Source organism: Amycolatopsis sp. NPDC104863 (genome assembly GCF_055582965.1).
This window is the reverse complement of the sequence record NZ_JBVJOW010000010.1, coordinates 233,736-255,735: the sequence shown is the minus strand read 5'-3', so window position 1 is coordinate 255,735 and position 22,000 is coordinate 233,736. Positions and strand designations below refer to the sequence as shown.

General features: G+C 71.2%; 20 protein-coding genes. 10 read left to right on the top strand and 10 right to left on the bottom strand.

Annotated features, from left to right (window positions below; translation table 11 throughout):
* The first annotated feature begins 367 nt into the window (after positions 1 to 367).
* The 5 genes from ACZ63J_RS42550 (at position 368) to ACZ63J_RS42530 (ending at position 7,452) form a co-directional block, all read left to right on the top strand.
* Positions 368 to 1,588, top strand: a complete 1,221-nt coding sequence (locus ACZ63J_RS42550; RefSeq protein ID WP_465340399.1) for a GGDEF domain-containing protein — start codon at positions 368 to 370, stop codon at positions 1,586 to 1,588.
* Positions 1,589 to 2,186: 598 nt separating this feature from the next.
* Positions 2,187 to 3,254, top strand: a complete 1,068-nt coding sequence (locus ACZ63J_RS42545; RefSeq protein WP_465401800.1) for an NAD(P)-binding domain-containing protein — start codon at positions 2,187 to 2,189, stop codon at positions 3,252 to 3,254.
* 472 nt (positions 3,255 to 3,726) lie between these two features.
* Positions 3,727 to 5,283 (top strand): discoidin domain-containing protein, encoded by a 1,557-nt coding sequence (locus ACZ63J_RS42540; RefSeq protein ID WP_465401801.1) that lies wholly within the window; start codon positions 3,727 to 3,729, stop codon positions 5,281 to 5,283.
* Between the two features lie 10 nt (positions 5,284 to 5,293).
* Positions 5,294 to 6,523 (top strand): MFS transporter, encoded by a 1,230-nt coding sequence (locus ACZ63J_RS42535; RefSeq protein ID WP_465401687.1) that lies wholly within the window; start codon positions 5,294 to 5,296, stop codon positions 6,521 to 6,523.
* Positions 6,520 to 7,452, top strand: a complete 933-nt coding sequence (locus tag ACZ63J_RS42530; protein WP_465401688.1) for a TolB-like translocation protein — start codon at positions 6,520 to 6,522, stop codon at positions 7,450 to 7,452. Before ACZ63J_RS42535 ends, ACZ63J_RS42530 begins: the two co-directional genes overlap by 4 nt.
* On the opposite strand, the gene ACZ63J_RS42525 is transcribed toward ACZ63J_RS42530, so the two are convergent.
* Positions 7,442 to 8,014 carry a TetR/AcrR family transcriptional regulator gene (locus ACZ63J_RS42525; RefSeq protein WP_465401689.1) on the bottom strand — a complete coding sequence of 191 codons (573 nt, stop codon included), beginning with the start codon at positions 8,012 to 8,014 and terminating at the stop codon, positions 7,442 to 7,444. The genes ACZ63J_RS42530 and ACZ63J_RS42525 overlap by 11 nt on opposite strands.
* A gap of 78 nt (positions 8,015 to 8,092) precedes the next feature.
* Here ACZ63J_RS42525 and ACZ63J_RS42520 point away from each other — a divergent pair, with 78 nt between their 5' ends.
* Positions 8,093 to 9,487 (top strand): cytochrome P450, encoded by a 1,395-nt coding sequence (locus ACZ63J_RS42520; RefSeq protein ID WP_465401690.1) that lies wholly within the window; start codon positions 8,093 to 8,095, stop codon positions 9,485 to 9,487.
* Positions 9,488 to 9,520: 33 nt separating this feature from the next.
* On the opposite strand, the gene iolD is transcribed toward ACZ63J_RS42520, so the two are convergent.
* The 8 genes from iolD to ACZ63J_RS42480 are packed head-to-tail and all read right to left on the bottom strand — an operon-like array spanning position 9,521 to position 17,766.
* Positions 9,521 to 11,356, bottom strand: a complete 1,836-nt coding sequence (gene iolD, locus ACZ63J_RS42515; protein WP_465401691.1) for a 3D-(3,5/4)-trihydroxycyclohexane-1,2-dione acylhydrolase (decyclizing) — start codon at positions 11,354 to 11,356, stop codon at positions 9,521 to 9,523.
* Complete coding sequence (iolB, locus tag ACZ63J_RS42510) at positions 11,353 to 12,243, bottom strand: 5-deoxy-glucuronate isomerase (protein ID WP_465401692.1); 891 nt, start codon at positions 12,241 to 12,243, stop codon at positions 11,353 to 11,355. The genes iolD and iolB overlap by 4 nt, the downstream gene beginning before the upstream one ends.
* Positions 12,240 to 13,130: a Cgl0159 family (beta/alpha)8-fold protein gene (locus ACZ63J_RS42505; RefSeq protein ID WP_465401693.1), complete on the bottom strand. Its 891-nt coding sequence runs from the start codon at positions 13,128 to 13,130 to the stop codon at positions 12,240 to 12,242. The genes iolB and ACZ63J_RS42505 overlap by 4 nt, the downstream gene beginning before the upstream one ends.
* Entirely contained in the window at positions 13,127 to 14,056 is a 930-nt protein-coding gene (gene iolC / locus ACZ63J_RS42500) for a 5-dehydro-2-deoxygluconokinase (RefSeq protein WP_465401694.1), read from the bottom strand. Before iolC ends, ACZ63J_RS42505 begins: the two co-directional genes overlap by 4 nt.
* Complete coding sequence (locus ACZ63J_RS42495; protein WP_465401695.1) at positions 14,053 to 14,832, bottom strand: ATP-binding cassette domain-containing protein; 780 nt, start codon at positions 14,830 to 14,832, stop codon at positions 14,053 to 14,055. The genes iolC and ACZ63J_RS42495 overlap by 4 nt, the downstream gene beginning before the upstream one ends.
* Positions 14,829 to 15,872, bottom strand: coding sequence for an ABC transporter permease (locus ACZ63J_RS42490; RefSeq protein ID WP_465401696.1), 1,044 nt, complete (start codon positions 15,870 to 15,872; stop codon positions 14,829 to 14,831). Before ACZ63J_RS42490 ends, ACZ63J_RS42495 begins: the two co-directional genes overlap by 4 nt.
* Positions 15,872 to 16,867 (bottom strand): sugar ABC transporter substrate-binding protein, encoded by a 996-nt coding sequence (locus tag ACZ63J_RS42485; protein ID WP_465401697.1) that lies wholly within the window; start codon positions 16,865 to 16,867, stop codon positions 15,872 to 15,874. The genes ACZ63J_RS42490 and ACZ63J_RS42485 overlap by 1 nt, the downstream gene beginning before the upstream one ends.
* 20 nt (positions 16,868 to 16,887) lie before the next feature.
* On the bottom strand, positions 16,888 to 17,766 hold the full coding sequence (locus ACZ63J_RS42480) for a TIM barrel protein (RefSeq protein ID WP_465401698.1): 879 nt from the start codon (positions 17,764 to 17,766) through the stop codon (positions 16,888 to 16,890).
* A 123-nt stretch (positions 17,767 to 17,889) separates the two neighbouring features.
* Between ACZ63J_RS42480 and ACZ63J_RS42475 the strand changes: the two genes are divergently transcribed.
* Entirely contained in the window at positions 17,890 to 18,906 is a 1,017-nt protein-coding gene (locus ACZ63J_RS42475) for a LacI family DNA-binding transcriptional regulator (protein WP_465401699.1), read from the top strand.
* A complete protein-coding gene (locus ACZ63J_RS42470; protein ID WP_465401700.1) occupies positions 18,903 to 19,901 on the top strand; it encodes a Gfo/Idh/MocA family protein in 999 nt (332 codons plus the stop codon). Before ACZ63J_RS42475 ends, ACZ63J_RS42470 begins: the two co-directional genes overlap by 4 nt.
* Before the next feature lie 114 nt (positions 19,902 to 20,015).
* Here the strand turns inward: ACZ63J_RS42470 and ACZ63J_RS42465 are convergent, their stop codons facing one another.
* Complete coding sequence (locus ACZ63J_RS42465; protein ID WP_465340171.1) at positions 20,016 to 20,597, bottom strand: TetR/AcrR family transcriptional regulator; 582 nt, start codon at positions 20,595 to 20,597, stop codon at positions 20,016 to 20,018.
* A gap of 61 nt (positions 20,598 to 20,658) precedes the next feature.
* On the opposite strand from ACZ63J_RS42465, the gene ACZ63J_RS42460 reads away from it, so the two are divergent.
* Both ACZ63J_RS42460 and ACZ63J_RS42455 read left to right on the top strand, forming a co-directional pair.
* Positions 20,659 to 21,162, top strand: coding sequence for an SRPBCC family protein (locus tag ACZ63J_RS42460; protein WP_465401701.1), 504 nt, complete (start codon positions 20,659 to 20,661; stop codon positions 21,160 to 21,162).
* Positions 21,159 to 21,632, top strand: coding sequence for a GNAT family N-acetyltransferase (locus ACZ63J_RS42455; protein ID WP_465401702.1), 474 nt, complete (start codon positions 21,159 to 21,161; stop codon positions 21,630 to 21,632). Before ACZ63J_RS42460 ends, ACZ63J_RS42455 begins: the two co-directional genes overlap by 4 nt.
* Positions 21,633 to 22,000 lie beyond the last annotated feature (368 nt).

The window sequence follows — 22,000 nt, the reverse complement described above, 5'->3', positions numbered from 1 at the left end:
TCGCCGTTCCCGCCTCGCCGTTCCCGCCTCGCCGTTCCCGCCTCGCCGTTCCCGCCTCGCCGTTCCCGCCTCGCCGTTCCCGCCTCGCCGTTCCCGGCGCGACACTCGCTCCGAGCGTCACCAGTGCCCTGAGCTGGGCGGATCTACCCTGCGCGGGTCTTTGAGCAGGCGCGTTGCCACAATTCCCCCGGACCGGCGACGCGCGTCGCCGGAACGGCTACGCTGGGCGACCTGGTCGGCCGAACTTCGCGCAAGGGGTACGTCAGATGCCGGTCCGTCACTTCGCTGGCTTCGGTTCTTGAGGGCCCAGGCCGACGTGCGCCGGGAAGCGCTTTCCGCCTGGCCGGGCTGGCCCGCGCGCTGGGAAATGTGGGCCGGGGCGAAGGTCCGTTGGATCACCTACGCGCTCTGTTGTGAGCTGGTCGCCGTCGCGGCGACCGTGGCGGCGCTGGTCACCGGGTTCGGGGGGCCGGTGCGGCCGGTCTGGTTCGCGGTGCTGGTCGCGCTCGGCGTCGCGCAGGCCGAGATGTCCCGGCGCATCGAACGGCTGCGCCGGTGGATGAGCGGGCAGACGCACATCAACGTCACGTCGGTCTGGTACCTCGCCGGTGTGGTCCTGCTCCCGCCGGCGTGGGTGGCGCTGCTGGCCCTCGTGCTCTACACGCACCTGTGGGTGAGGGTGTGGCGCCAGGTCCGGACGCGTCCCGCGCACCGCTTCGTCGCGAGCACGGCGTGGGCGATGCTCTCGTGCTTCGCGGCTTCGTCCGTTCTCGCGGTGTCCGGGCTGCACGGGACGTCGCTGCAGACGCCGCGCGGGCTCTTCGCGCTGTGCCTGGCCGCGGTGGTGTTCGAGCTGGTGAACATGGGCCTGGTCGCGGCGGGCATCTACCTGTACACGAGCCAGCGCTCGGCGGCGGACCTGATCGGCACGTGGGAGGACAACGCGTTCGAGGTGGCGACGCTCTGCCTGGGTGGCCTGGCGGCGCTGGCGTTGGTCGAGCAGCCGGTGCTGGTGGTGTTCGTCGTGGCGCCGTTGTTGTTGCTGCACAGGTACCTGCTGCTGAAACAGCAACTGCAGGTGGCCGCGGTCACGGACGAGAAGACGGGCCTGCTGAACACGGCCGGCTGGCACGATTCGGCGGTCCGCGAGCACTCCCGTTCACTGCGGCGCGGCACGATCGGCTTCGCGGTGCTGATGATCGACCTCGACCACTTCAAGCGGATCAACGACACATACGGCCACCTGACCGGCGACGATGTGCTGGCCGCGGTGGCGGTGGCGATCTCCGGATCGGTCCGCCAGGGCGACACGGTCGGCCGTTTCGGCGGCGAGGAGTTCGTGGTGCTGCTGCCAGGCATCGGCCGCGCCGACGTGCTCGGCATCGCCGAGCGGGTGCGGGTGGCGGTGGGGGAGCTGAACGTGGTGATCTCCACGGGTGGCGGGACGGTCCGGGTGAGTGGTCTGTCGGTGTCGATCGGAGTGGCCCGCCATCCCGACGCGGGCCCAACGCTCGACGATGTGCTCCGCTCGGCTGATGCCGCGCTGTATCGGGCGAAGGAGGCCGGTCGAAACCAGGTCGCGGTGTGACCGCGGCGCGGGTTGGCTGGTGCGGTGGGTTCTGCCGGGGATTGCCGCCGTTCGGCTGGCGCGCCGCAGTTGCCGCCGGAGTGGCTCGGTTGGTGCGGGTAGGGCTGCTGCCGGGTGTGCGTGGGGCGGTTCGGTTGGCGCTACGCAGTTGTTGTCGGAGTGGCTCAGTTGGTGCGGTGAGGGTGCCGCCGGGTGTGAGCTGGGTCGATTCGGCTGGCGCGGCAGGCCGCTGGCGGAGCGGCTCGGTTGGTGCAGAGGGGGTGCTGCCGGATGTGAGCCGGGGTGGTCGACTGGCGCCGCGGAGTTGTTGTCGGAGTGGGCTTGGTTGGTGCGGTGGAGGTGCTGCCGGGTCTGAGCTGGGTCGATCCGGCTGGCGCTGCGGGGTTGCGGTGGGGCCGGCCGGGACCGTTCGGCACGTGCGGCTGCGGTGCAGCGGCCAGCGAGGTGAGCGGGACCGCGGCTCGGCAGTGGACGGGCCTGACCCGCGTGACGTGCGCAGACAGCGCGCCGAGGCGTAGGCAGGCGCGCGGCTAGGGCCACCGCCACTGGTGTGACCTACGGCGCGAAATACCTCGACCGGGGCGTCGTTGAAAACCACATGAGCGGCGCTGATCACGAGACGGACGTGGTGGTGATCGGGGCCGGGCAGGCGGGGCTTTCCGCGGCCTATCACCTGCGCCGGGCCGGGTTTGCCAATGGCTTTGGGTTTGTTGTGCTCGATCATGGGAAGCGGGCTGGGGGTGCGTGGCAGTACCGGTGGCCGTCGCTGGTTTTGGGGAAGGTTCATGGCATCTATGACCTTCCGGGCATGGCCTTTGGGACCCCCGACGTGAGCCGTCCGGCTTCTGAGGTGGTTTCGGAGTACTTTGCGCGCTTTGAGGGCGTTTATGACCTTCCTGTCTTCAGGCCCGTTGACGTCCAGTCCGTGACGCGGGCGGGGGAGCGGCTCGTGGTGACGAGCCCGGCCGAGTCATGGGCCGCTCGGGCCGTGATCAGTGCGACCGGCACCTGGGACCGGCCCTTCTGGCCGCACTACCCCGGCCAAGAGACCTTCGCCGGCCGGCAGGTGCACACCGCCGACTACACCGGGCCGGAAGAGTTCCGTGGTCGGCGGGTCGTGGTGGTCGGGGGTGGGGCTTCGGCCGTTCAGCTGCTCATGGAGTTCGCCCCGCTGGCGCGCGCGACTGCCTGGGCGACGCGGCGTCCGCCCGTCTGGCGCGACGAACCCTTCAGTGAGGACTGGGGACGCAACGCCGTCGCGAAGGTCGACGAACGAGTCCGCGCCGGGTTGCCGCCCGAGAGCGTTGTGAGCGTCACCGATCTCGCCGTGACGCCGGAAGTGCGGGCCGCGCGCGCGGCCGGGATCCTCGAGCGGCGGCCGATGTTCGACCGGATCACGCCGGACGGTGTCGTGTGGGCGGACGGCTCTCGCTTCGAAGCCGACGTCATCCTCTGGGCGACCGGCTTCCGCGCGGCGATCGACCACCTCGCGCCCTTGCGCGTGCGGGAACCCGGGGGCGGGATCCGGATGGACGGCACGCGCGTGGTGCGTGAGCCGCGGTTGCATCTGGTCGGCTACGGGCCATCGGCAAGCACGGTCGGGGCGAACCGGGCGGGACGCGCCGCTGTCGGCGAGATCAAGAAGCTGCTGAGTTCGGACGACTGAGGTCATGTATCCGAAGTTACCCGAACACCTGTGCGATGGTCATCGCTGAATCGGGTGAAGGTCAAGCGCCCGCCGCGACTAGTTTTTTGGCTTGAAATAAGGAAAACAAGCGCGACGCGATGGGCGCTGCCCCCGGTTCCCACGCTACCCGCGACCACCGACAAAATCGGCGGCGAAGCGGGAAAGGTCGGGGCTCTGCGGCACCCATCCCGCCTCACGGCGCAGTGCGCCGCTCATCGGGAATCGCACTGACCAGCGGAAACCTGCCCAAACTCACCCTCTTGACCGATTCAACGACAAGACACGTCTTGTCAGCCGAAAGCGATCATCGCTAAAGTCGCTTTAGTTAGGAAACTTTCTTAACAGTTCATCTCCAGTTCACCCGACGCCGCAGCCCACCAGCCACCGCCAGGCCCAGAAGGAGCGCGACGTGCCGTCGACCCGCCTACGCACATTCACCCGCCTCACACCCGTGGTCGCCGCGATCACGCTGCTGCCCGGAGCGATCGCCGCGGCCGGTACCCCGCAGGCCGATGTCCTGCTCTCCCAAGGGAAACCGGTTGCGACGTCCACCGTCGAAAGCTCGGCCTACGCCGGGGCGAAGGCCGTCGACGGCAGCGCCACCACCCGGTGGGCCAGCGTCGAAGGCGCCGACCCGCAGTGGCTGCGGATCGACCTCGGCCAGTCCGCCGCGATCCACCGCGTGGTCCTGAACTGGGAAGCCGCCTACGCCAAGAAGTACCGCATCGAGGTCTCCGACGACGGCACGACCTTCACCACCGCCGCCACCAACAACACCGGTGACGGCAAGACCGACGAGCTGACCCTCGCCGCCCACGGCCGCTACGTGCGCCTCGTCGGCCTCACCCGCGCCACGAGCTACGGCTACTCCCTCTGGGAGATGCAGGTCTTCGGCTCGACGGACTCCTCCGGCGACACCCAGGCCCCGACCACCCCGGCCGGCCTCAGCGCGGGCACGACCACCGCGACCAGCACCGTCCTGACCTGGAACGCCGCCACGGACAACGTCGGTGTCGCCGGGTACGACGTCCTCCGCAACGGAACCGTCGTCGCCACCAGCACAACGCCCTCCTACACCGACACCGGCCTCACGCCCGACACCAGCTACTCCTACGCGGTCCGGGCGCGCGACGCCGCGGGGAACACCTCGCCGTCGAGCGCCCCGGTCACCGTGAAGACCCAGGCGGGCAACGGAAGCGGCTTCGTGCTCGCCGCCGCGGGCGACATCGCCGAACGCTGCACCGCGAGCAGTTCGAGCTGTGCCCACGTGAAGACCGCGAAGCTCGTCGAGCAGATGAACCCGGCCGCAGTGATCACCATGGGCGACAACCAGTACGACGACGCCCACCTCTCGGACTTCAAGGCCTACTACGACAAGACCTGGGGCAAGTTCAAGAACATCACCCACCCCATCCCGGGCAACCACGAGTCCTACGACGAGCCGAAGTTCAAGGGTTACGAGGACTACTTCGGCGCCATCGCGAAGCCCCAGGGCCAGCGTTACTACAGCTGGGAAATGGGCAACTGGCACTTCATCGCCCTCGACTCCAACGACTTCGTCACCCACGACGAGTTCGCCGAGCCGCCCCAGATCACCTGGCTCAAGCAGGACCTCGCCAAGAACACCAAGGGCTGCGTCGCGGCGTACTACCACCACCCGCGCTGGAGCTCCGGTGACCACGGGGACAACAAGGACAGCGTCGAGCTCTGGAACATCATGACCGCCAGCAAGGTCGACCTCGTCCTCAACGGCCACGACCACGACTACGAGCGGTTCGTGCCGCAGAACGCCGAGGGCAAGGCGGACGCGAACGGTCCCGTCGAGATCGTCGGCGGTTCGGGCGGCGCCAACCTCTACGACCTCAGCCCCGCGCACGCGACGACCGCCAAGCTGCTGAAGACCTTCGGCGTCCTGAAGCTGTCGATGACGGACACCTCCTTCCAGACGCAGCTGATCGGCGTCGACAACAAGGTCCTCGACAGCAGCCCGACCTACACCTGCCACTAGGGGGACCGGCATGTACATCGCGGCAAGCCGTGCTTCGGACCTGGGGGCCGACGAGAACCGGAAGCCCTTGCTCAAGAGGGTTTCCGCCAACGTGGTGGCGCTCGGGATGGTCAGCCTGGTCACCGACGTCTCGTCGGAGATGGTCACCGCCGTCCTCCCGCTCTACCTGGTGCTCGGCCTCGGCCTGAACCCGCTGCAGTTCGGGCTGCTCGACGGGCTCTACGCCGGCGCCACCGCCCTCGTGCGGGTGCTCGGCGGCCACCTCGCCGACCGGTGGCGGCGGCTCAAGGCGGTCGCCGGGTTCGGGTACGGCTTGTCCGCGGTGTGCAAGCTCGGCCTGGTCGCGGCCGGCTCCTCGGTCGCGGCGATCGGGGTGGTGCTCGCCGCCGACCGCACCGGCAAGGGCGTGCGCACCGCGCCCCGCGACGCGCTGATCTCGCTCAGCAGCGAGCCCGGCGCGCTCGGCCGGTCGTTCGGGGTGCACCGCGCCCTCGACACCGTCGGCGCGTTCCTCGGCCCGCTGGTCGCGATGGCGGTCCTCGCGCTGAGCCTCGGCAGCTACACCAGCGTGTTCTTCACCAGCTTCTGCGTCGCGGCGATCGCCGTGCTGCTCCTGGTCCTGTTCGTCAAGGACCACCCCGGCGGCGTCGACCGGGCCGCCGTGTCGCTGCGAGCGGCGGCAGGTCTGCTCAAGCAGAGCGACTTCCGGCGCGTGACGCTCTGGGCCGCGTTGCTCGGCCTGGTGACGGTCGGCGACTCCTTCGTCTACCTCGTCCTGCAGCGGAAGTGGGAGATCGCCGCGACGTTCTTCCCGCTGCTGCCGCTGGGCACCGCCGGTGTCTATCTGGTGCTCGCGGTGCCGCTGGGCAGGCTCGCCGACCGCGTCGGCCGCTGGCCGGTCTTCCTCGGCGGCCACGGCGCGCTCTGCCTGGCCCTCGTGCTGCTCTGCGGTCCGGCCTACGCGGCGCTCCCCGTCGTCGCGCTCGGCCTGCACGGGGTGTTCTACGCGGCCACCGACGGGGTGCTCATGGCCGCCGCCGGCCCGCTTGTGTCGCCCGACCTGCGGGCCACCGGCCTCGCCGTCGTCCAGACGGGACAGGCGGTGGCGCGCATGGTCTCGTCCGTCCTCTTCGGACTGGCCTGGACGCTCTGGGACCTGGGGCCCGCGGTGCTCGTCGCCGCGGGCTGCCTGGCCGCCGTCGCCCTCGCCGCCGCTCTCGTGAAACCGGTGCGCCCGTGAAGAAACTCGTCCTCGCCCTCATCGGCACGGCGCTGCTGATCGCCGCGGCCGTCGTCTACACCGTCAGCGCCCGCCACGACACCGCGGACGCCGAACCCGCCGCCCAGCTCACGCTGAGCCCCGGGCAGCTGCTCTTCCGCGACACCGCCACCGGCCGCGTCGGCACCCTCGGCCCGGAAAAACGGCAGCTCAGCGGCCTGAAGTGCGACCGGTTCGCGGTGGCGAAGCGGACCGCGGTGTGCCTCGCCGTCCAGCCCGGCACGCTCCCGGCCAAGACCGACGTCCTCGTGCTCGACGACCACCTGGCCGTCCGCCACACCGAAACCCTGCCGGGCACGCCGAGCCGCGCCCGGGTGTCCCCGGACGGCAAACGCGTCTACTGGACGCTGTTCGTCACCGGCGACTCCTACGCCGAAACGGGTTTCTCGACGCGCGCCGGGATCTACGACGTCGACGACGGTCAGCTCGTCAAGACGATCGAAGAGCTTCCGGTGTTCGTCGACGGCGAGCGTTACTTCGCCGCCGACGCCAACTACTGGGGCATCACCTTCGCCCCCGACGGCAACCGCTTCTACGCAACGCTCGGCAGCAAGGGCAAGACCTACCTCGTCGAAGGCGACTACGCGCGCTACCGCGGCAAAGCGCTGCGCGAGAACGTCGAATGCCCGTCGCTGTCCCCGGACGCCACCCGGATCGCCTTCAAGAAGAAGGTGGGTGAAGGCGTCTGGCGGCTCTCGGTCCTCGACTTGAAGACGATGAGGGAGACCGAACTGGCGGAACAGCGCAGCGTCGACGACCAGGCGCTGTGGCAGGACGACCACACCGTGCTCTACGGCCTGGACAACGCCGTCTGGGCGGTCCCGGCGGACGGTTCCGGCACACCGCGGAAGCTGGTCGACGGCGCCGCGTCGCCCGCCGTCACGGGGTGACGCCGACCGCCGCGAACAGCGTGCGGACGCAGAGGTCGCGCAGCTCCTCCTGGGTGACCTTCGGCTGGTCGAGCCAGTCGAGGATGATCGCCGCCACGAACGCGAGCCAGCCGCGCACGGCCAGCCGCGTCACCTCGGTGACCGGGGTCAGCAGGCTCACCGCGTCCAGGATGCGCGACGCGTTCGCGGCCATCCCGGCCTCGCGGATCTCCTGGATCTCGCGGTCGGCGCCGCTCGCGGCCCGGTGCACGATCCGGTAGCCGTCCGGGTGCGTGCGCGCGAACTCGAGGTACACGTCGAGCCCGGCCCGCAGCTGCTCGGCGACGGGCAGCGCCGGGTCGGGCTCGCTCATCGCCAGCAGCTGGTCGCGCTGCGCGCGGACGATCGAGGCGAAGAAGTCCTTCTTGGTGGGGAAGTAGTGGTACAGCAGGCCGCGGGAGACCTGCGCGATCTCGGCGACCTCTTCGATCCACACCTCGTCGTATGGCCGCTTCGCGAACAACCCGGCGCCGATCGCCAGGAGCTGCTCGCGCCGTTGCTCGGTGCTCAGCCTCGTCCGCATCCCCGAACCTTACTTGACACGGGTTCAGTAGCGGGGGATCGTGACGTTATTGGATTCGGGTTCAATAGGGGGTACGCCGTGGACACCACCGGGATTCCGCACCGGCCGGGCCGGCTGCCGGTGATCGGCGACCTGATCGGCGCGAACCCGCGCACGCCGTTGCAGGACACGCTGCGGATCGGCAAGCGCCTCGGCCCGATCTTCACGCGCAAGATCTTCGGTTTCGAGATCGTCTTCGTCGGCGGGGTCGACCTGGTCACGCAGCTGAACGACGAGACGAAGTTCGGCAAGCACGTCGGCATGGGCATCGAGAACCTGCGCGCGGTGGCCGGCGACGGGCTGTTCACCGCGCACACGCACGAGCCCAACTGGCGGCTGGCCCACGACATCCTGCAGCCGGCGTTCTCGGCCGAGGCGATGCGCCGCTACCACCCGCTCATGCTCGAGGTCGCGCACGAGCTGACCGCGGCCTGGGACGCGGCGAGCGGCCCGGTCGACGTCTCCGCCGACATGACCCGGCTGACCCTGGAGACGATCGGGCGGGCCGGGTTCGGGTACCGCTTCGGCTCGTTCGAGCGCACCGAACCGCACCCGTTCGTGACGGCGATGATCCGCTCACTGCGGTACGCGCAGCTGCAGAACGTCAAGCTGCCGTTCGTCCGGCGCGCGTTCGCCGGGACGCCCGAGCAGAACCAGGCTGATATCGCGACCATGACGAACCTCGTCGACGAGGTCATCGAGGAACGGCGGCGCAGCGGCGAAGAGAGCCGTGACCTGCTGGGCCTGATGCTCACCGAAGGCCACCCGACGACGGGGGAGCGCCTCGACCCGGTGAACATTCGCAACCAGGCGATCACGTTTGTCGTCGCCGGCCACGAGACGACGTCCGGCGCGCTCTCGTTCGCGTTGTACTACCTGACACGCCACCCCGAGCTGCTGGCGAAGGCGCGCGCGGAGGTCGACGCGGTGTGGGGTGACCGCGAGCCCGCGTTCGGAGACGTCGCGAAGCTGCGTTACGTGCGTCGTGTCCTCGACGAGGCGATGCGGCTCTGGCCGACCGCGCCCGGCTACTCGCGCGAAGCGCACGAAGACGTCGTGCTCGGCGGGAAACACCGGATGCACAAGGGGGACTGGGTGATCGTGCCGCTCCCGCTGGTGCACCGCGACCCGGCGGCGTGGGGGCCGGACCCGGAGAAGTTCGACCCGGACCGGTTCGAGCCCGCGGCGGTGAAGAAGCGGCCGGCGCAGGCGTACAAACCGTTCGGGACGGGCGAGCGTGCTTGTATCGGTCGTCAGTTCGCGTTGCACGAAGCCGTGCTGGCGCTGGGAATGGTGTTGCAGCGCTATGACTTCGAGGCTGATCCGGCGTATGAGCTGAAGATCGTCGAGTCGTTGACGCTCAAGCCGAGCGGGTTCACGTTGAGGCCGCGGGTCCGGGCCGCGGCCGCCGGGAATGTCGGTGCCCTCCGGTAAAGTGGAAAACGGGGGGCGCCCCCGCGGCGCCGGTCAGGACCCGAGATAACGCACCTGATCGCCCTTCCCGCGCTCGTAACCTTCTCGCCCGGCGAGGTGCTCCGGCACCCCGACCTCCCACCAGGCCCCGGCCTCGGTCCACGCCGACGGCTGCGTCTTCACCACAACGACGGCCGGCCGCTGCTCAGCCACCGCCGCCTCGCGAGCGCGCGCGTACGCCACCCGAAGGTCCTCAACCGAACTAGCCGGGAAAACCGTACAGCCCAACGACTCCGCGTGCCGGGCGAAGTCGACCCGCGGCGGCGAAGCGTGGGAAGTCGTGCAGTCGGCGTAAAAATTGTTGAACGGCTTCCCGCCCTGACCCTCCTGGAGCCGCGCGATCACCGCGTACCCGTCGTTGTCGCAGACGACCGCGACGAACGGATGTCCCGCGAAAGCGGCCGAGAACAGCTCCGAGTTCAGCATCAGGTACGAGCCGTCGCCGAGCAGGGTGGTCACCAGGCCCGGGTGGGCGATCGCCGCGCCCCAGGCGCCGGACAGCTCGTAACCCATGCAGGAAAACCCGTACTCGACGTCCATCGAGACCGAACCGGACCCGCGCCAGCCGCCGATCAGCTCGCCCGGCATCCCGCCGGACGCCGTCATCACGTAGTCGTCCGCTTCGGAAAGGTCGTTCACCACCCCGACGACCTGCGCGTACGACGGCACTTCGAAGGCCGCGGTCCGCAGCGAGTCGACGTGCGTGTCCCACTTCGCGCGTTCCGCCGCGGCGCGGGAGGTCCACGACGGGTCGACCCGCCAGCTCTCCAGCTGCGCGCCGAGGTCCGCCAGGCCCGCGTCGGCGTCCCCGACCACCGCGAGCGCGCCGTGCTTCACCGCGTCGAAGCGGGCCGCGTTGAGCGTGAGCAGGCGGACGTCGGGGGCGAAGACCGTCCACGACGCCGTGGTGAAGTCCTGCAGCCGGGTGCCGACCGCCAGTACGACGTCGGCCGAAGCCGCCAGGACGTTCGCCGACGTCGAGCCGGTGATGCCGAGCGGTCCGGCGTTCAGCGGGTGCTCGTGCGGCACCAGCGTGCGGCCCGCGGTGGTCTCGCTGACGGGGATCCCGTGCCGCTCGGCGAAATCGAGGGCGCGCCGCCCGGCGCCGGAGTAGCGGACACCGCCGCCCAGCACCAGCAGCGGCCGCCGGGACGACCGCAGGACGCCGGCCGCCTCGGTGACCGCGCGGCGGTCCGGGCGCGGGCGCAGGAGGCGGTGGGTCACCGGGGCGAACAGCGACTCCGGGAAGTCGAACGTCTCCGCCTGGACGTCCTGCGGCAGCGCCAGGGTCACCGGGCCGGTGTCGGCCGGGTCCGTGAGCACCCGCGCGACCTGCGGCAACGTCGAGAGCAGCTGCTCGGGCCGGGTGATCCGGTCGAAGTAGCGCGAGACCGCGCGGAAGGCGTCGTTGACCGTCGCGGTCGCGTCGCCGAAGTTCTCCACCTGCTGCAGCACCGGGTCCGGCGCGCGGCCGGCGAACGTGTCGCCCGGCAGGAGCAGCACCGGCAGCCGGTTCGCGTGCGCGACCCCGGCCGCGGTGACCATGTTGAGCGCGCCCGGCCCGATCGACGACGTCACGACGCCGACCTGCCGCCGGTGCGTCGCCTTCGCGTAGCCGACCGCCGCGAGCGCCATGCCCTGCTCGGTGTGCCCGCGCCAGACGGGGATCTCGCCGCGGTGCTCTTCCAGCGCCGTCCCGAGACCGAGCACGTTGCCGTGCCCGAAGATCGCGAAGACGCCGGGGAACAGCGGGACCTCCTGGCCGTCGAGCGTTTCCGAACGCTGCGCGAGGAGCCAGCGGACCAGCGCCTGAGCCGTGGTCAGCTTCACCGGACCCGCCCTTCGTGGCTGGTCACCGGGCACCGCGGGTCGAGGTCCTGCGTCTCCCAGGTGTCCCGGACCCAGCCGTGCGCCGGGTCGTCGCAGAACGCCATGGACCGCTCCTCAGCCGGCCCGGCCAGGACGTTCAGGTAGTACATCGGGTAACCCGGCGCCGACACGCACGGCCCGTGGTAACCCCGTGGGATGAGGAAGACGTCGTGGTCGCGCACGGCGACGTCCTCGTCGAGGTCACCGTCCGCGGTGTAGGTCCGGTGCAGGCCGAAGCCTTCGCGTGACGGCGTCACGCCGTCCCGGCCAGCGATCCGGAAGTAGTAGATCTCCTCGTTGACGACCTCGCACTCGCTCGCTTCGTCGTGCTTGTGCGGCGGGTAGGACGACCAGTTGCCGCCCGGCGTGATCAGCTCGCACGCGTTGAGCTTGTCGGCGTGGTCCCACACCCCGGGCACCCCGAAGTTGGTCACTTGCCGCGTCGCCTGCCCGGCGCCGCGCACCTCGACCGGGACGTCTTCGGCCGGGCCGTACTTCGGTTCCAGCCGGCGGGTGCAGCGAGCCATCGGCAGCGCCACCTGCGCGCCGGTCTCGGAAGTCAGCTCGACCTCGGCGTCGCGGGGGACGTAGACGAAGTCCGTGACCCGGGTGAACACCGACTCACGCCCTTCCAGCTCGAATTCCTCGCCGTCGACGCGGACCGTGAGCGAGCCGGACAGCGGGAGCACGAACGCCTCGAACTCGCCGGTCACGACCGTGCGCGGGAGCCGGGTGCCGATCCGGAGCACCCGCAGCCCCGTGTACGTCCAGCCCGCCGAGTCCGGGGTCAGCCGGACCGGGTCGGCGTCGTCGGAAAGCGTCCCGAGTGGACGGTGCAGATGGCTCACTTCGCGGCCTCCAGAACCTTCGCGGCGGCGTCGACCGCCGCACCGACGTCACCGCCGGGCGGGTAGAGCAGCGTGCGGCCGACCACCAGGCCGCGCACGACGTCGTGGCGCAGCGTCCGGCCCCAGGAGGCCAGGTCGGCGGCCGGGTCGCCGGAGGGCACCCCGCCGAGCACGACCACCGGCAGGGTCGTCGCTCCGAGCACCGCTGCCGAGTCGGTCGGGGGCAGCTTCAGCCAGGTGTGCGCCGACGTCGTGCCGAGGCCGGAAGCCACCGTGACGGCCCGCGCCAGGGACACGGGATCCGTCTGCAGCACCAGCTTCCCGGCTTCGCGTGTGTACGGCAGCGGTTCCACCATCGCCACCAGCCCGTACGCGGCCAGCTCGGTGACGGCGTCGGCGCAGGCCTGCAGCGTCGGCACGGTGCCCGCGTCGGAGTCGACGAGCCGCAGCAGCATCTTGCCGCCGTCGAGCCCGCCGTCGACGAGCGTGCGCGCGTCGTAGCCGGTGAACCGGTCGTCGATCTCCCAGTCCGCGCCGGCCAGGCCGCCGCGGTTCATCGAGCCGAACACGACCTTGTCGTGCAGCGCGCCGAGCAGCAGCAGCTCCTCGACGACGTCGGGGGTGCCGAGCAGGCCGTCGACCGCCGGGTTGGCCAGCGCGACGAGCAGCCGTTCGAGCAGGGTCCGCCGGTCGGCCATGGCGAGGGGGTCCTCGCCGACACCCAGCGCCCCTCGTGCCGGGTGGTCGGCCGCGACCAGGAACAGGGTCCCGTGGTCGGACAGCAGCTTCGAACGGCGTCTGCGGGTCGCGTACGCCTGGCGGATCGCGCCGGGGTCGGTGGCCCGGGTGCGCAGGAGCTCTTTCCAGCGCTCGTCGGTGAGGATCACAGCAGCTCCTCGATCTCGGCGGCGGTCGGCATGGCGTCGGCGCAGGCGAGCCGGGACGCCACCAGCGCGCCCGCCGCGTTGGCGTACTCCGCGAGGCGCACCGGGTCCCAGCCGGACAGCAGGCCGTGGACCAGCGCCCCGCCGAAGCCGTCGCCGGCGCCGAGGCCGCAGACGACTTCGACGCGTTGTGGCGGGACCGTCCAGCGGCCGTCCGCGGTGGCCACGAGGACGCCGTCGGCGCCCTTCTTGATCACGGCCAGCCGGAGCCCGCGGTCGAGCATCCGGTCGGCCGCGGTGTCCGGGTCGGCGGTGCCGACGGCGACCTCGGCTTCGGTGCGGTTGCCGACCGCGACGGTGACGTGGTCGAGCAGTGCGCCGATCTCCTCCCGCGCTTCCCCGGCCGACGACCAGAACATCGGCCGGTAGTCGAGGTCCAGCACGGTGTGCTCGCGGCGGCCCCGGGTTTCGAGGATCTTCCGCTGGGTCGCCCGCGCGGGTTCGACGGACACTCCGGTGCCGGTGACCCACAGCAGCGGCACCGACTCGACGACGTCCCACGGCACGTCCTCGTCGGTGAGCGTGAGGTCCGGGGCGATGGGGGAGCGGTAGAACAGCAGCGGCGGGTCCGCGGGCGGGTTGAGCTCGCAGAACACCACCGGCGTCTGTAGCTCCGGCGAAGTTCCCACGTGCGCCGAAGACACGCCGAAGCCTTCGAGCGCCTGCCGGACGTAGTCGCCGAAGCCGTCCGGGCCGACCTTGGTCAGCACCGCCGTGGACCGGCCGAGCCGCGCGGCCGCGACCGCGACGTTGGTCGCGGTCCCGCCGAGCGACTTGGCGAACGTGCTGACGCCGGCCAGCGGCACGCCGCTCTGCTCCGGATAGAGGTCGACGCCCACCCGGCCGATCGTCAGCGCTTCGAGACTCACGCCTTCTCCACCTGCCGCAGTTCGTGTTCGAGGGCTTCCAGCTCCGCACCGCCCGCCATCTGCCGGGTCAGCTCGTTGATGTCGATGTCCTTCTTCTCGTACGACCCGAGCGGCGCGCCCCGCTTGAGCAGCAGGAACCGGTCGGCGACCGGGAAGGCGTGGTGCGGGTTGTGCGTGATCAGCACGACGCCGAGCCCGCGGTCGCGCGCCTGCGCGACGTACTTGAGCACGACGCCGGCCTGCTTGACACCGAGAGCCGCGGTCGGCTCGTCGAGGATCAGCACCTTCGCGCCGAAGTACACCGCCCGCGCGATCGCGACGCACTGGCGTTCACCACCCGAGAGCGTCCCGACCGGCTGCTCGACGTCGCGCAGGTCGATGCCCATGTCGGACAGCGCCTGTTTGGTCGTCTCGCGGCCCTTGCGCCGGTCGAGCATCTTGAACGGGCCGAACCCCGTGGTCGGCTCGGAGCCGAGGAAGAAGTTCCGCCAGACGCTCATCAGCGGCACCACGGCGAGGTCCTGGTACACCGTCGCGATGCCGTGGTCGAGCGCCTCGCGCGGCGAGGTGAGCCGCACCGGCTGCCCGTCGATGAGGAACTCGCCGCGGTCGTGCTGGTGCACCCCGGCCAGGATCTTGATCAGCGTGGACTTCCCGGCGCCGTTGTCGCCGAGCACGCAGGTCACCTCGCCCGCGTTGACCACAGTGGACACATCGCGCAGCGCGATCACGCTGCCGTAGGTCTTCCCGATGTCGCGGACTTCGATCAAGCTCATCGGCGTACCCTTTCCGCGCGGCGCCGGAAGGCGTTGTTCACCAGGACCGCGGCCAGCAGCATGATGCCGAGGAACAGCATGAACCAGTCGCTGTTCCACTGCGCGAACACGATGCCCTGGCGCGCCATGCCGAAGATCAGCGCGCCGATCGCCGCGCCCACCGCCGAGCCGAACCCGCCGGTGAGCAGGCAGCCGCCGATCACCGCCGCGATGATGTACTGGAACTCCAGCCCGATGCCCTGGTTGGCCTGGACACTGGCGAACCGCAGGATGTTGATCGAGCCGACCAGCCACGCGCCGAGCGCGGTGCCCATGAACAGCAGGATCTTCGTGCGCACCACCGGCACGCCGACCGAGCGGGCCGACACCTGCGACCCGCCGACCGCGAAGATCCAGTTGCCGAACCGGGTCCGCACCAGCAGCCACGCGGCGATCGCCGTCACGACGATCCACCACACGATCGACGACTGGAACTCCGTGCCGCCGATGTCGAACGTCGACGCGAACAGCCCGCCGGCCGACTCGTAGCCGCTCGCCGAGCGCATCCCCGACACCTGGACGGTGTCGGTGACCAGCCGCGTCACGCCGAGGTTCAGCCCCTGCAGGGCCAGGAACGACCCCAGCGTGACGATGAAGCTGGGCAGCCCGGTCTTCATCACCAGCCAGCCGTTGAACGCGCCGACACCGAGGGCGAAGGCGAGCGACACTAGCAGCGCGAGCCAGACGTTCCAGCCCGCCTGCGTCGCCAGGATCGCCGTGACGAGCGACGTCGACGCCGTCATCACGCCCGCGGACAGGTCGAACTCGCCGCCGACCATGAGCAGCGCGACCACCACGGCCATGATGCCCAGCGTCGAGGAGTCGTCGAGCCAGGTCGCCACGCCCAGCGGGCTGAGGAACTGGCCGGTGACGACGGAGAAGAACACGAACACGAGCACGGCGCCGAGCAGCGCGCCGATCTCGGGCCGCACGACCAGCCGGTCGGTGACGCTCTTCTTCGCGACGCGTTCGTCGGGTTCGGTCTGGATCGCCGCCGTCATCAGCGAGTGCCGCGCTGCGCGTACGGGGCCACGGTGTCGATGTTGGTCTTGTCGACGAAGCCCGGGCCGGTCTGCACCGGCTTGCCGCCGCCGATGGTGTTGCCGTTCTCCTTGTACAGCTTGAGGAAGACGATCGGCAGGTAGCCCTGCTCGTACTGCTGCTGGTCGACGGCGAAGAGGATCGTGCCGGCCTTGATGGCCGCGACGACGTCGGCGTTCAGGTCGAACGTCGCCACCTGCGCCTTCGAGCTCGCCTCCTTGGCCGCGTCGACCGCGCGGGCCGCGACCTGCGAGTTCAGCGCCAGCACCGCGTCGATCGACGGGTCGGACTGCAGCGCGCCGCGGATCCGGGCCTGCGCGTCGGTCGGGTTGGAGATGTCGACCTGCAGGGTCGAGACGTTGCCGAAGGTCTGCTTCGCGCCGTCACAGCGCTGGTTCTGGCCGATGTTGCCGGCCTCGTGGATGACGCACAGCAGCTTCGTCTTGCCCGCCGCCTTGAGCCGCTGGCCGGCTCCCTGGCCCGCGAGGCCCTCGCTCTGCCCGACGTGCGCGATCGCGCCGAACTGCGCGCTGGAGTCCTCGCCGGAGTTGATGGTGACGACCGGGATGCCGGCCTTGACCGCGTTCTGGATCGACGTCTGCAGGGCCTGCGGGTTCGCCATCGACACGACCAGGCCGCCGACCTTCTGCGCGACGGCGTTGTCGATCAGCCGGGCCTGGGCGCCGGGGTCGCCGTCGGCGAAGTAGTCGACGCCGATGTTCAGGTCCTTGCCCGCCTGGTCGGCGCCGTTCTTCACGACGTTCCAGAAGGCGTCACCGGCGGTGCCGTGCGTGACGACGGCGACCTTGAACGGGCCGCCGGTGCTCGGCGCGGCGGCGGCCGACGAGCCGGTGCTGCTCGACGAGTTGTCGGCGCTCGGGCCGCTGCAGGCGGACAGGACCAGCCCGGCGGCGGCGATCGCCGCCACGCCGGCCAGCTTCTTGAGAGAGAACACAGTCACTCCTTTGGGACCGATTAGAGGGAGTCGATGATCTTCGCGAGGTGGGCCAGGCTGCGCTCGGTGTCCCGCCGCGGCAGGTCGTCGGGGCTCGAGCCGCCGAGGGCGGTGTCCTGTTCGAGGACGTACCAGCCGTCGTAGCCGGCCGCCTGGACGGAGCGCACCATCGACGCCACGTCCACGTCGCCTTCGCCGAGCGGGGTGTAGATGCCCCGCCCGACCGCGTCGGTGTAGGCCAGCCGCCCGCCGCGGACCTCGGCGGCCAGGTCCTCTCGGACGTCCTTCAGATGCACGTGCCCCACCCGTTCGGGAAAGCGCTTCGCGAGCTCGACCGGATCCGTCCCGCCGATCATCAGGTGCCCGGTGTCGAGGCACAACCCGAGATCGGAGTCGGCGAGGAAGCGCTCGACCTCCGCCTGCTGCTCCACGTGCGTCCCGACGTGCGGGTGCAAGACGGTGCGCAGGCCGTGACCGGCCGCGATGTCGCGGATCTTCCCGGCGGTGTCGACGAGCGCCGCCCACTCCGCGTCGGTGAGCTTCGGGCGTTCGTCGTACCCCTCGAGCCCGGTCGCGGCGGCGAGCACGAGGACGTCACCCCCGCACGCGGCGAACAGCGCGGCGGACTCCTCGGCCTCCTTCAGCGCCTCCGCCTGGTTTTCGTGCAGGACGACGGCGAGGAAGCCGCCGACGAGCGTCAGGCCGTGCTGCCCGAGCAGCTCCCGCAGCGCCGCCGGCTCGCGGGGGAGGTAGCCGGGCGGGCCCAGCTCCGTCGCCTGGACGCCCAGCGCGGCCATCTCGCCGAGCACGGTCGCCGCGTCGAGCACCCGACCCCACCCGGGGACTTCGCAGACGCCCCAGGAGATCGGGGCGGCGGCGACACGGATCTTCACTGTCATAGGGACGACTCCGTTGCTCTGATCGGGTGCGTTGGAGCGCTCTATTGATTAGAGCGCTCTAATCTTGTAGCGTCCGTCACACCAAGTCAAGGACGAGTTTTCGGTGATCAGGGGAGGTGCCGCATGCGTCCGACCATGGAGGACGTCGCCGCGAAGGCGGGGGTTTCGCGCGCGCTGGTCTCCCTGGTGATGCGGAATTCACCGAAGGTCTCCGACGCCCGCCGCGCCGCCGTCCTGCGCGCGGCGGAGGAGCTCGGCTACCAGCCGCACGTGATGGCGCGGTCGCTGGCGAGCCGCACGTCCACCGTGCTCGGCGTGATGGTCAACGACCTGCGCAACGCCTTCTTCGCCGACATCGTCGAGGAGCTGGACAGCGCCGCGCAGGCCGCGGGTTTCGACCTCGTTCTCAACACCGGCGGCCGCAGTCCCACGCGCGAATGGAACGCCCTGCACAACCTCCTGTCCTTCCGTCCGGCGGGGATCATCCTGCTGTCGCCGGTCGTGCCGGCCTCGGCGATCCAGGTCGCGGCCCGGCAGTGCCCGGTCGTGCTGGTCTCGCGGACGACCCGGTCGTCCACAGTGGACACCGTGAACGACGACGGCGAGGCGGGCTCCGCGCTGGCCGTCGACCACCTGGTCGGCCTCGGCCACCGGCGCATCGCGCACCTCGACGGCGGCGGCGCGGCGGGCGCGGCGCAGCGGCGTCGCGGCTTCGAGTCGGCCATGCGGGGGCACGGGCTGGAGCCGATCGTCGTGCGCAGCGAGCACACCGACATCGGGGGTGAGAACGCCGTGCGGGAGCTGCTCGCCACGTACTCGCGCGCCGACCTGCCCACGGGGCTGGTCTCCGGCAACGACTTCAACGCCGTGGGCGCGATCTCGGCGCTGGAGGAAGCCGGACTGCGCGTGCCGGAGGACGTGTCGGTCGTCGGGTACGACAACACCTCGCTCGCCGCGCTGCGGCACCTTTCCCTGACCACGGTGGACCAGCCGCGCAAGGACATGGCGCGGCTGGCGTTCGCCGCGCTGATCGAACGTGTCCGCGGGGAGCGCACGGAGCCGGTCCGGCACCTGCTGCACCCGTCGCTGGTGGTCCGGGCGACCACCACCGGAGTTTCGTCTACAGGAGGGTCACGATGAGGTTGGGTTTGGCGGGCACCGGCCGGATCGGCACCGCGCACGCGGAGACGCTGAGAAGCTTCGACGAGGTCGAGTCGGTCGTGGTGGCCGACGTCGACACCGCGCGCGCGGCTTCGGCCGCGGCGAAGCTCGGGGTCGAAGCCACCTCCCTGGACGAGCTGTTCACGTCGGGGCTCGATGGGCTGGTCGTCACGGCGGCCACCGACGCGCACCCGGGCCTGATCATCGCCGCGGTCGACGCTGGCATGCCGGTGTTCTGCGAGAAGCCGGTCGCCGCGGACATCCCCGGCACCCTGGCGGTGATCGACCGCATCGGCGCGTCGGACGTCCAGGTCCAGATCGGCTTCCAGCGCCGCTTCGACGCGGGCTACGCGGCGGCGCGGGCGGCGGTCGCGTCCGGTGAGCTGGGCTGGCTGCACACACTGCGCGCGACGACGCTCGACCCGGCGCCCCCGCCGGCGGAGTACGTCGCGCATTCGGGCGGGCTCTTCCGCGACTGCGGCGTCCACGACTTCGACGTCATCCGCTGGGTCAGCGGCCGCGAGATCGAGGAGGTCTACGCGATCGGCGCCAACCGCGGCGAAGCGTTCTTCGCCGACGCGGGCGACGTCGACACGGCGGCGGCGACCCTGACCCTCGACGACGGCACCTTGGCGACGGTGTCCCTGACCCGCTACAACGGCGCAGGGTACGACGTCCGGCTGGAGGCGCTCGGGTCGCTCACGGGGGTGGTGGTCGGCCTGGACGACCGGGCGCCGCTGCGGTCGGTCGAGCCGGGGGTGCCGCCGCTGCCGGGGCCGCCGTACCCGGGGTTCATGGAACGGTTCCGCCCGGCGTACACCACGGAGCTGCGAGCGTTCCTCGACGTCGTCGCCGGCCGGGCGCCTTCGCCGTGCGTTGCCGCGGATGCGCTCGAAGCGTTCTACATCGCCGAAGCGTGCGAGGTCTCGCGTCGTGAACGGCGTCCGGTGAAGCTGGCGGAAGTCAGGCGCTGACCCGCGTGATCAGACCCGGAACTCGCGTGATCAGAGCCGTAACTCGCGTGATTGGAGCCGTTACGTCCCCCATCACGCGAGTTACGGCCTCAATCACGCGAGATCCGGCTTCAGTCACGGGCCGAGGAGCTTGCGGACGCTGCGTTCGACCAGCGTGACGGCCTTCGGCGGGGGAGTGCGGCCGTCGGTGAGGTAGCGGTGGACCACCGCGCGGGGGACCTCGACCAGGGCGAGCACCACGTCCTCGTCGGTGCAGCCGGTGAGGGGCGGGAGGGTCCGGGTCGCCTGCTTGAGCGCCGCGCGCAGCTCCTCCTCGTCCTTGGCCACTGCCTTCGCGGCCTCTGGTGACCAGTCGGCCGGGCCGAAGGCCTGCTTGCCGGCGTCGCAGACGCGGGCGCCTTCGGGGTGCTTGCGGGACCAGTGGACGACGCTGGTCGCGGCCGCTACCGCGGCGTCGACCGTCGCCGCGTCGCCGAGCGCGTCGGTGAACGTGTCCTGGAAGTCGCGGACCGTGCGGCGCCAGAGCTCGGCCAGCAGCGCGGGACGGTCCGGGAAGCGGTGGTAGATCGAGCCATTCGGCGCGCCCGCGGCCTTCGCGGTGGCGGCCATGGTGACGGCGCGGGCGCCGCCGGCGGCGAAGAGCGCGGTGGCGGCGTCGAGGAACTGCGCTGTGGTGTGCGTCGCGGGGCGGCCCATGTTGTAGAGACTATGCTCTAATAGGTTCTGGAGGACAGTCTCCAGAATCGAGGGTTCGGCCATGGTCCGCAACGTCCACACCCGGCGGTTTCCGGTCACCGAAGACCGGCTGGTTTCCCTGCTCGACACACTCGGCACCCCGCACGACCGGCTCTGGCCGGTGGCGGACTGGCCGCCGACCCGTCTCGACGGCCCCCGCGTCCCGGGCACGACGGCGGGCCACGGCCCGGTCCGCTACGTCGTCGAAGAGACCTCGCCCACGCGGCTGCGGTGCCGGTTCACGGCTCCGCGAGGCGTAACGGGCCACCACGAGTTCACGGTCACCGGCGGCCAGTTGACGCACGTCCTCGAAGCGTCCCTGCACGGCCCGGCCCGGCTGACCTGGCCGGTGTTCTTCCGCCCGCTGCACGACGTGCTGCTGGAAGGCCTGCTGGACCGGGCGGAACAGGAGCTGACCGGGCGGGTCGACCGGCCGGTGCGGTGGTCGGCCTACGTCCGCTTCCTGCGGGCGCTGGGCAAAATCGGGTCGCGGGTCCGGCCGCCGGCAGCGAAACTCCGAGCGTGACCCTGCTGACCCCGCTCGACGAACCCGCCCTGGCGCGGCTGCTCGAAGCCGCCGTGGCCGGCGCGGATCCCCTCGAGGTGATGCCGCCGGTCGACGGCCCGCCCGGCTGGACCGCCGCCCGCCGCGCGGCCTTCCTGGCGTTCCACCGCGGCCGATCCCTGAACCCGGCCACGGCGGTGGAGCGCACGTGGGTGGTCGAGGTCGACGGCGCGGCGGCCGGCGCCGCGCGGCTGGAGCGCCACGGCGACGCGGTGGAAGCGGGCCTCTGGCTGAGCCGCGAGTGCCGGGGGCAGGGCGTCGGCCGTGACGTACTGGCGCTGCTCCTGGCCGAAGCTCGCTCGACGGACGCGGCGAGGTTCGTGGCCTCGACCACGACGGACAACCATGGAGCCCGGGCGTTGCTGGGCGCGCTCGGCGCGAAGCTCACGACCGCCGGGGACGAGGTGGCCGCGGACCTGCGGCTGGGCTGAACCGGACTATCGCCGGGCGCGAAGCCGCGGACCTGCGGCTCGCCTGAACCGGACTACGGCCGGGGGCGAGGTGGCCGCGGATCTGTGGCTGGGCTGATCCGGATTATCGCCGGGGGCGAGGCCCGGACTTATGGCTGGGCTGACCCGGATTACCACCGGGGACGAGGCCGCGGACCTGCGGCTGAGCTGAACCGGATTACCGCCGAGGGCGAGGTGGCCGCGAACCTGCGGCTGGGCTGAACCGGACTACCGCCGTGGACGAGGCTGCGGACCTGGGGGGGGGGGGGGGGGGGGGGGGGGGAGGGGGGGGGGGGGGGGGGGGGGGGGGGGGGGGGGGGGGGGGTGCGGTGGGGGGGGGGGGGGGGGTA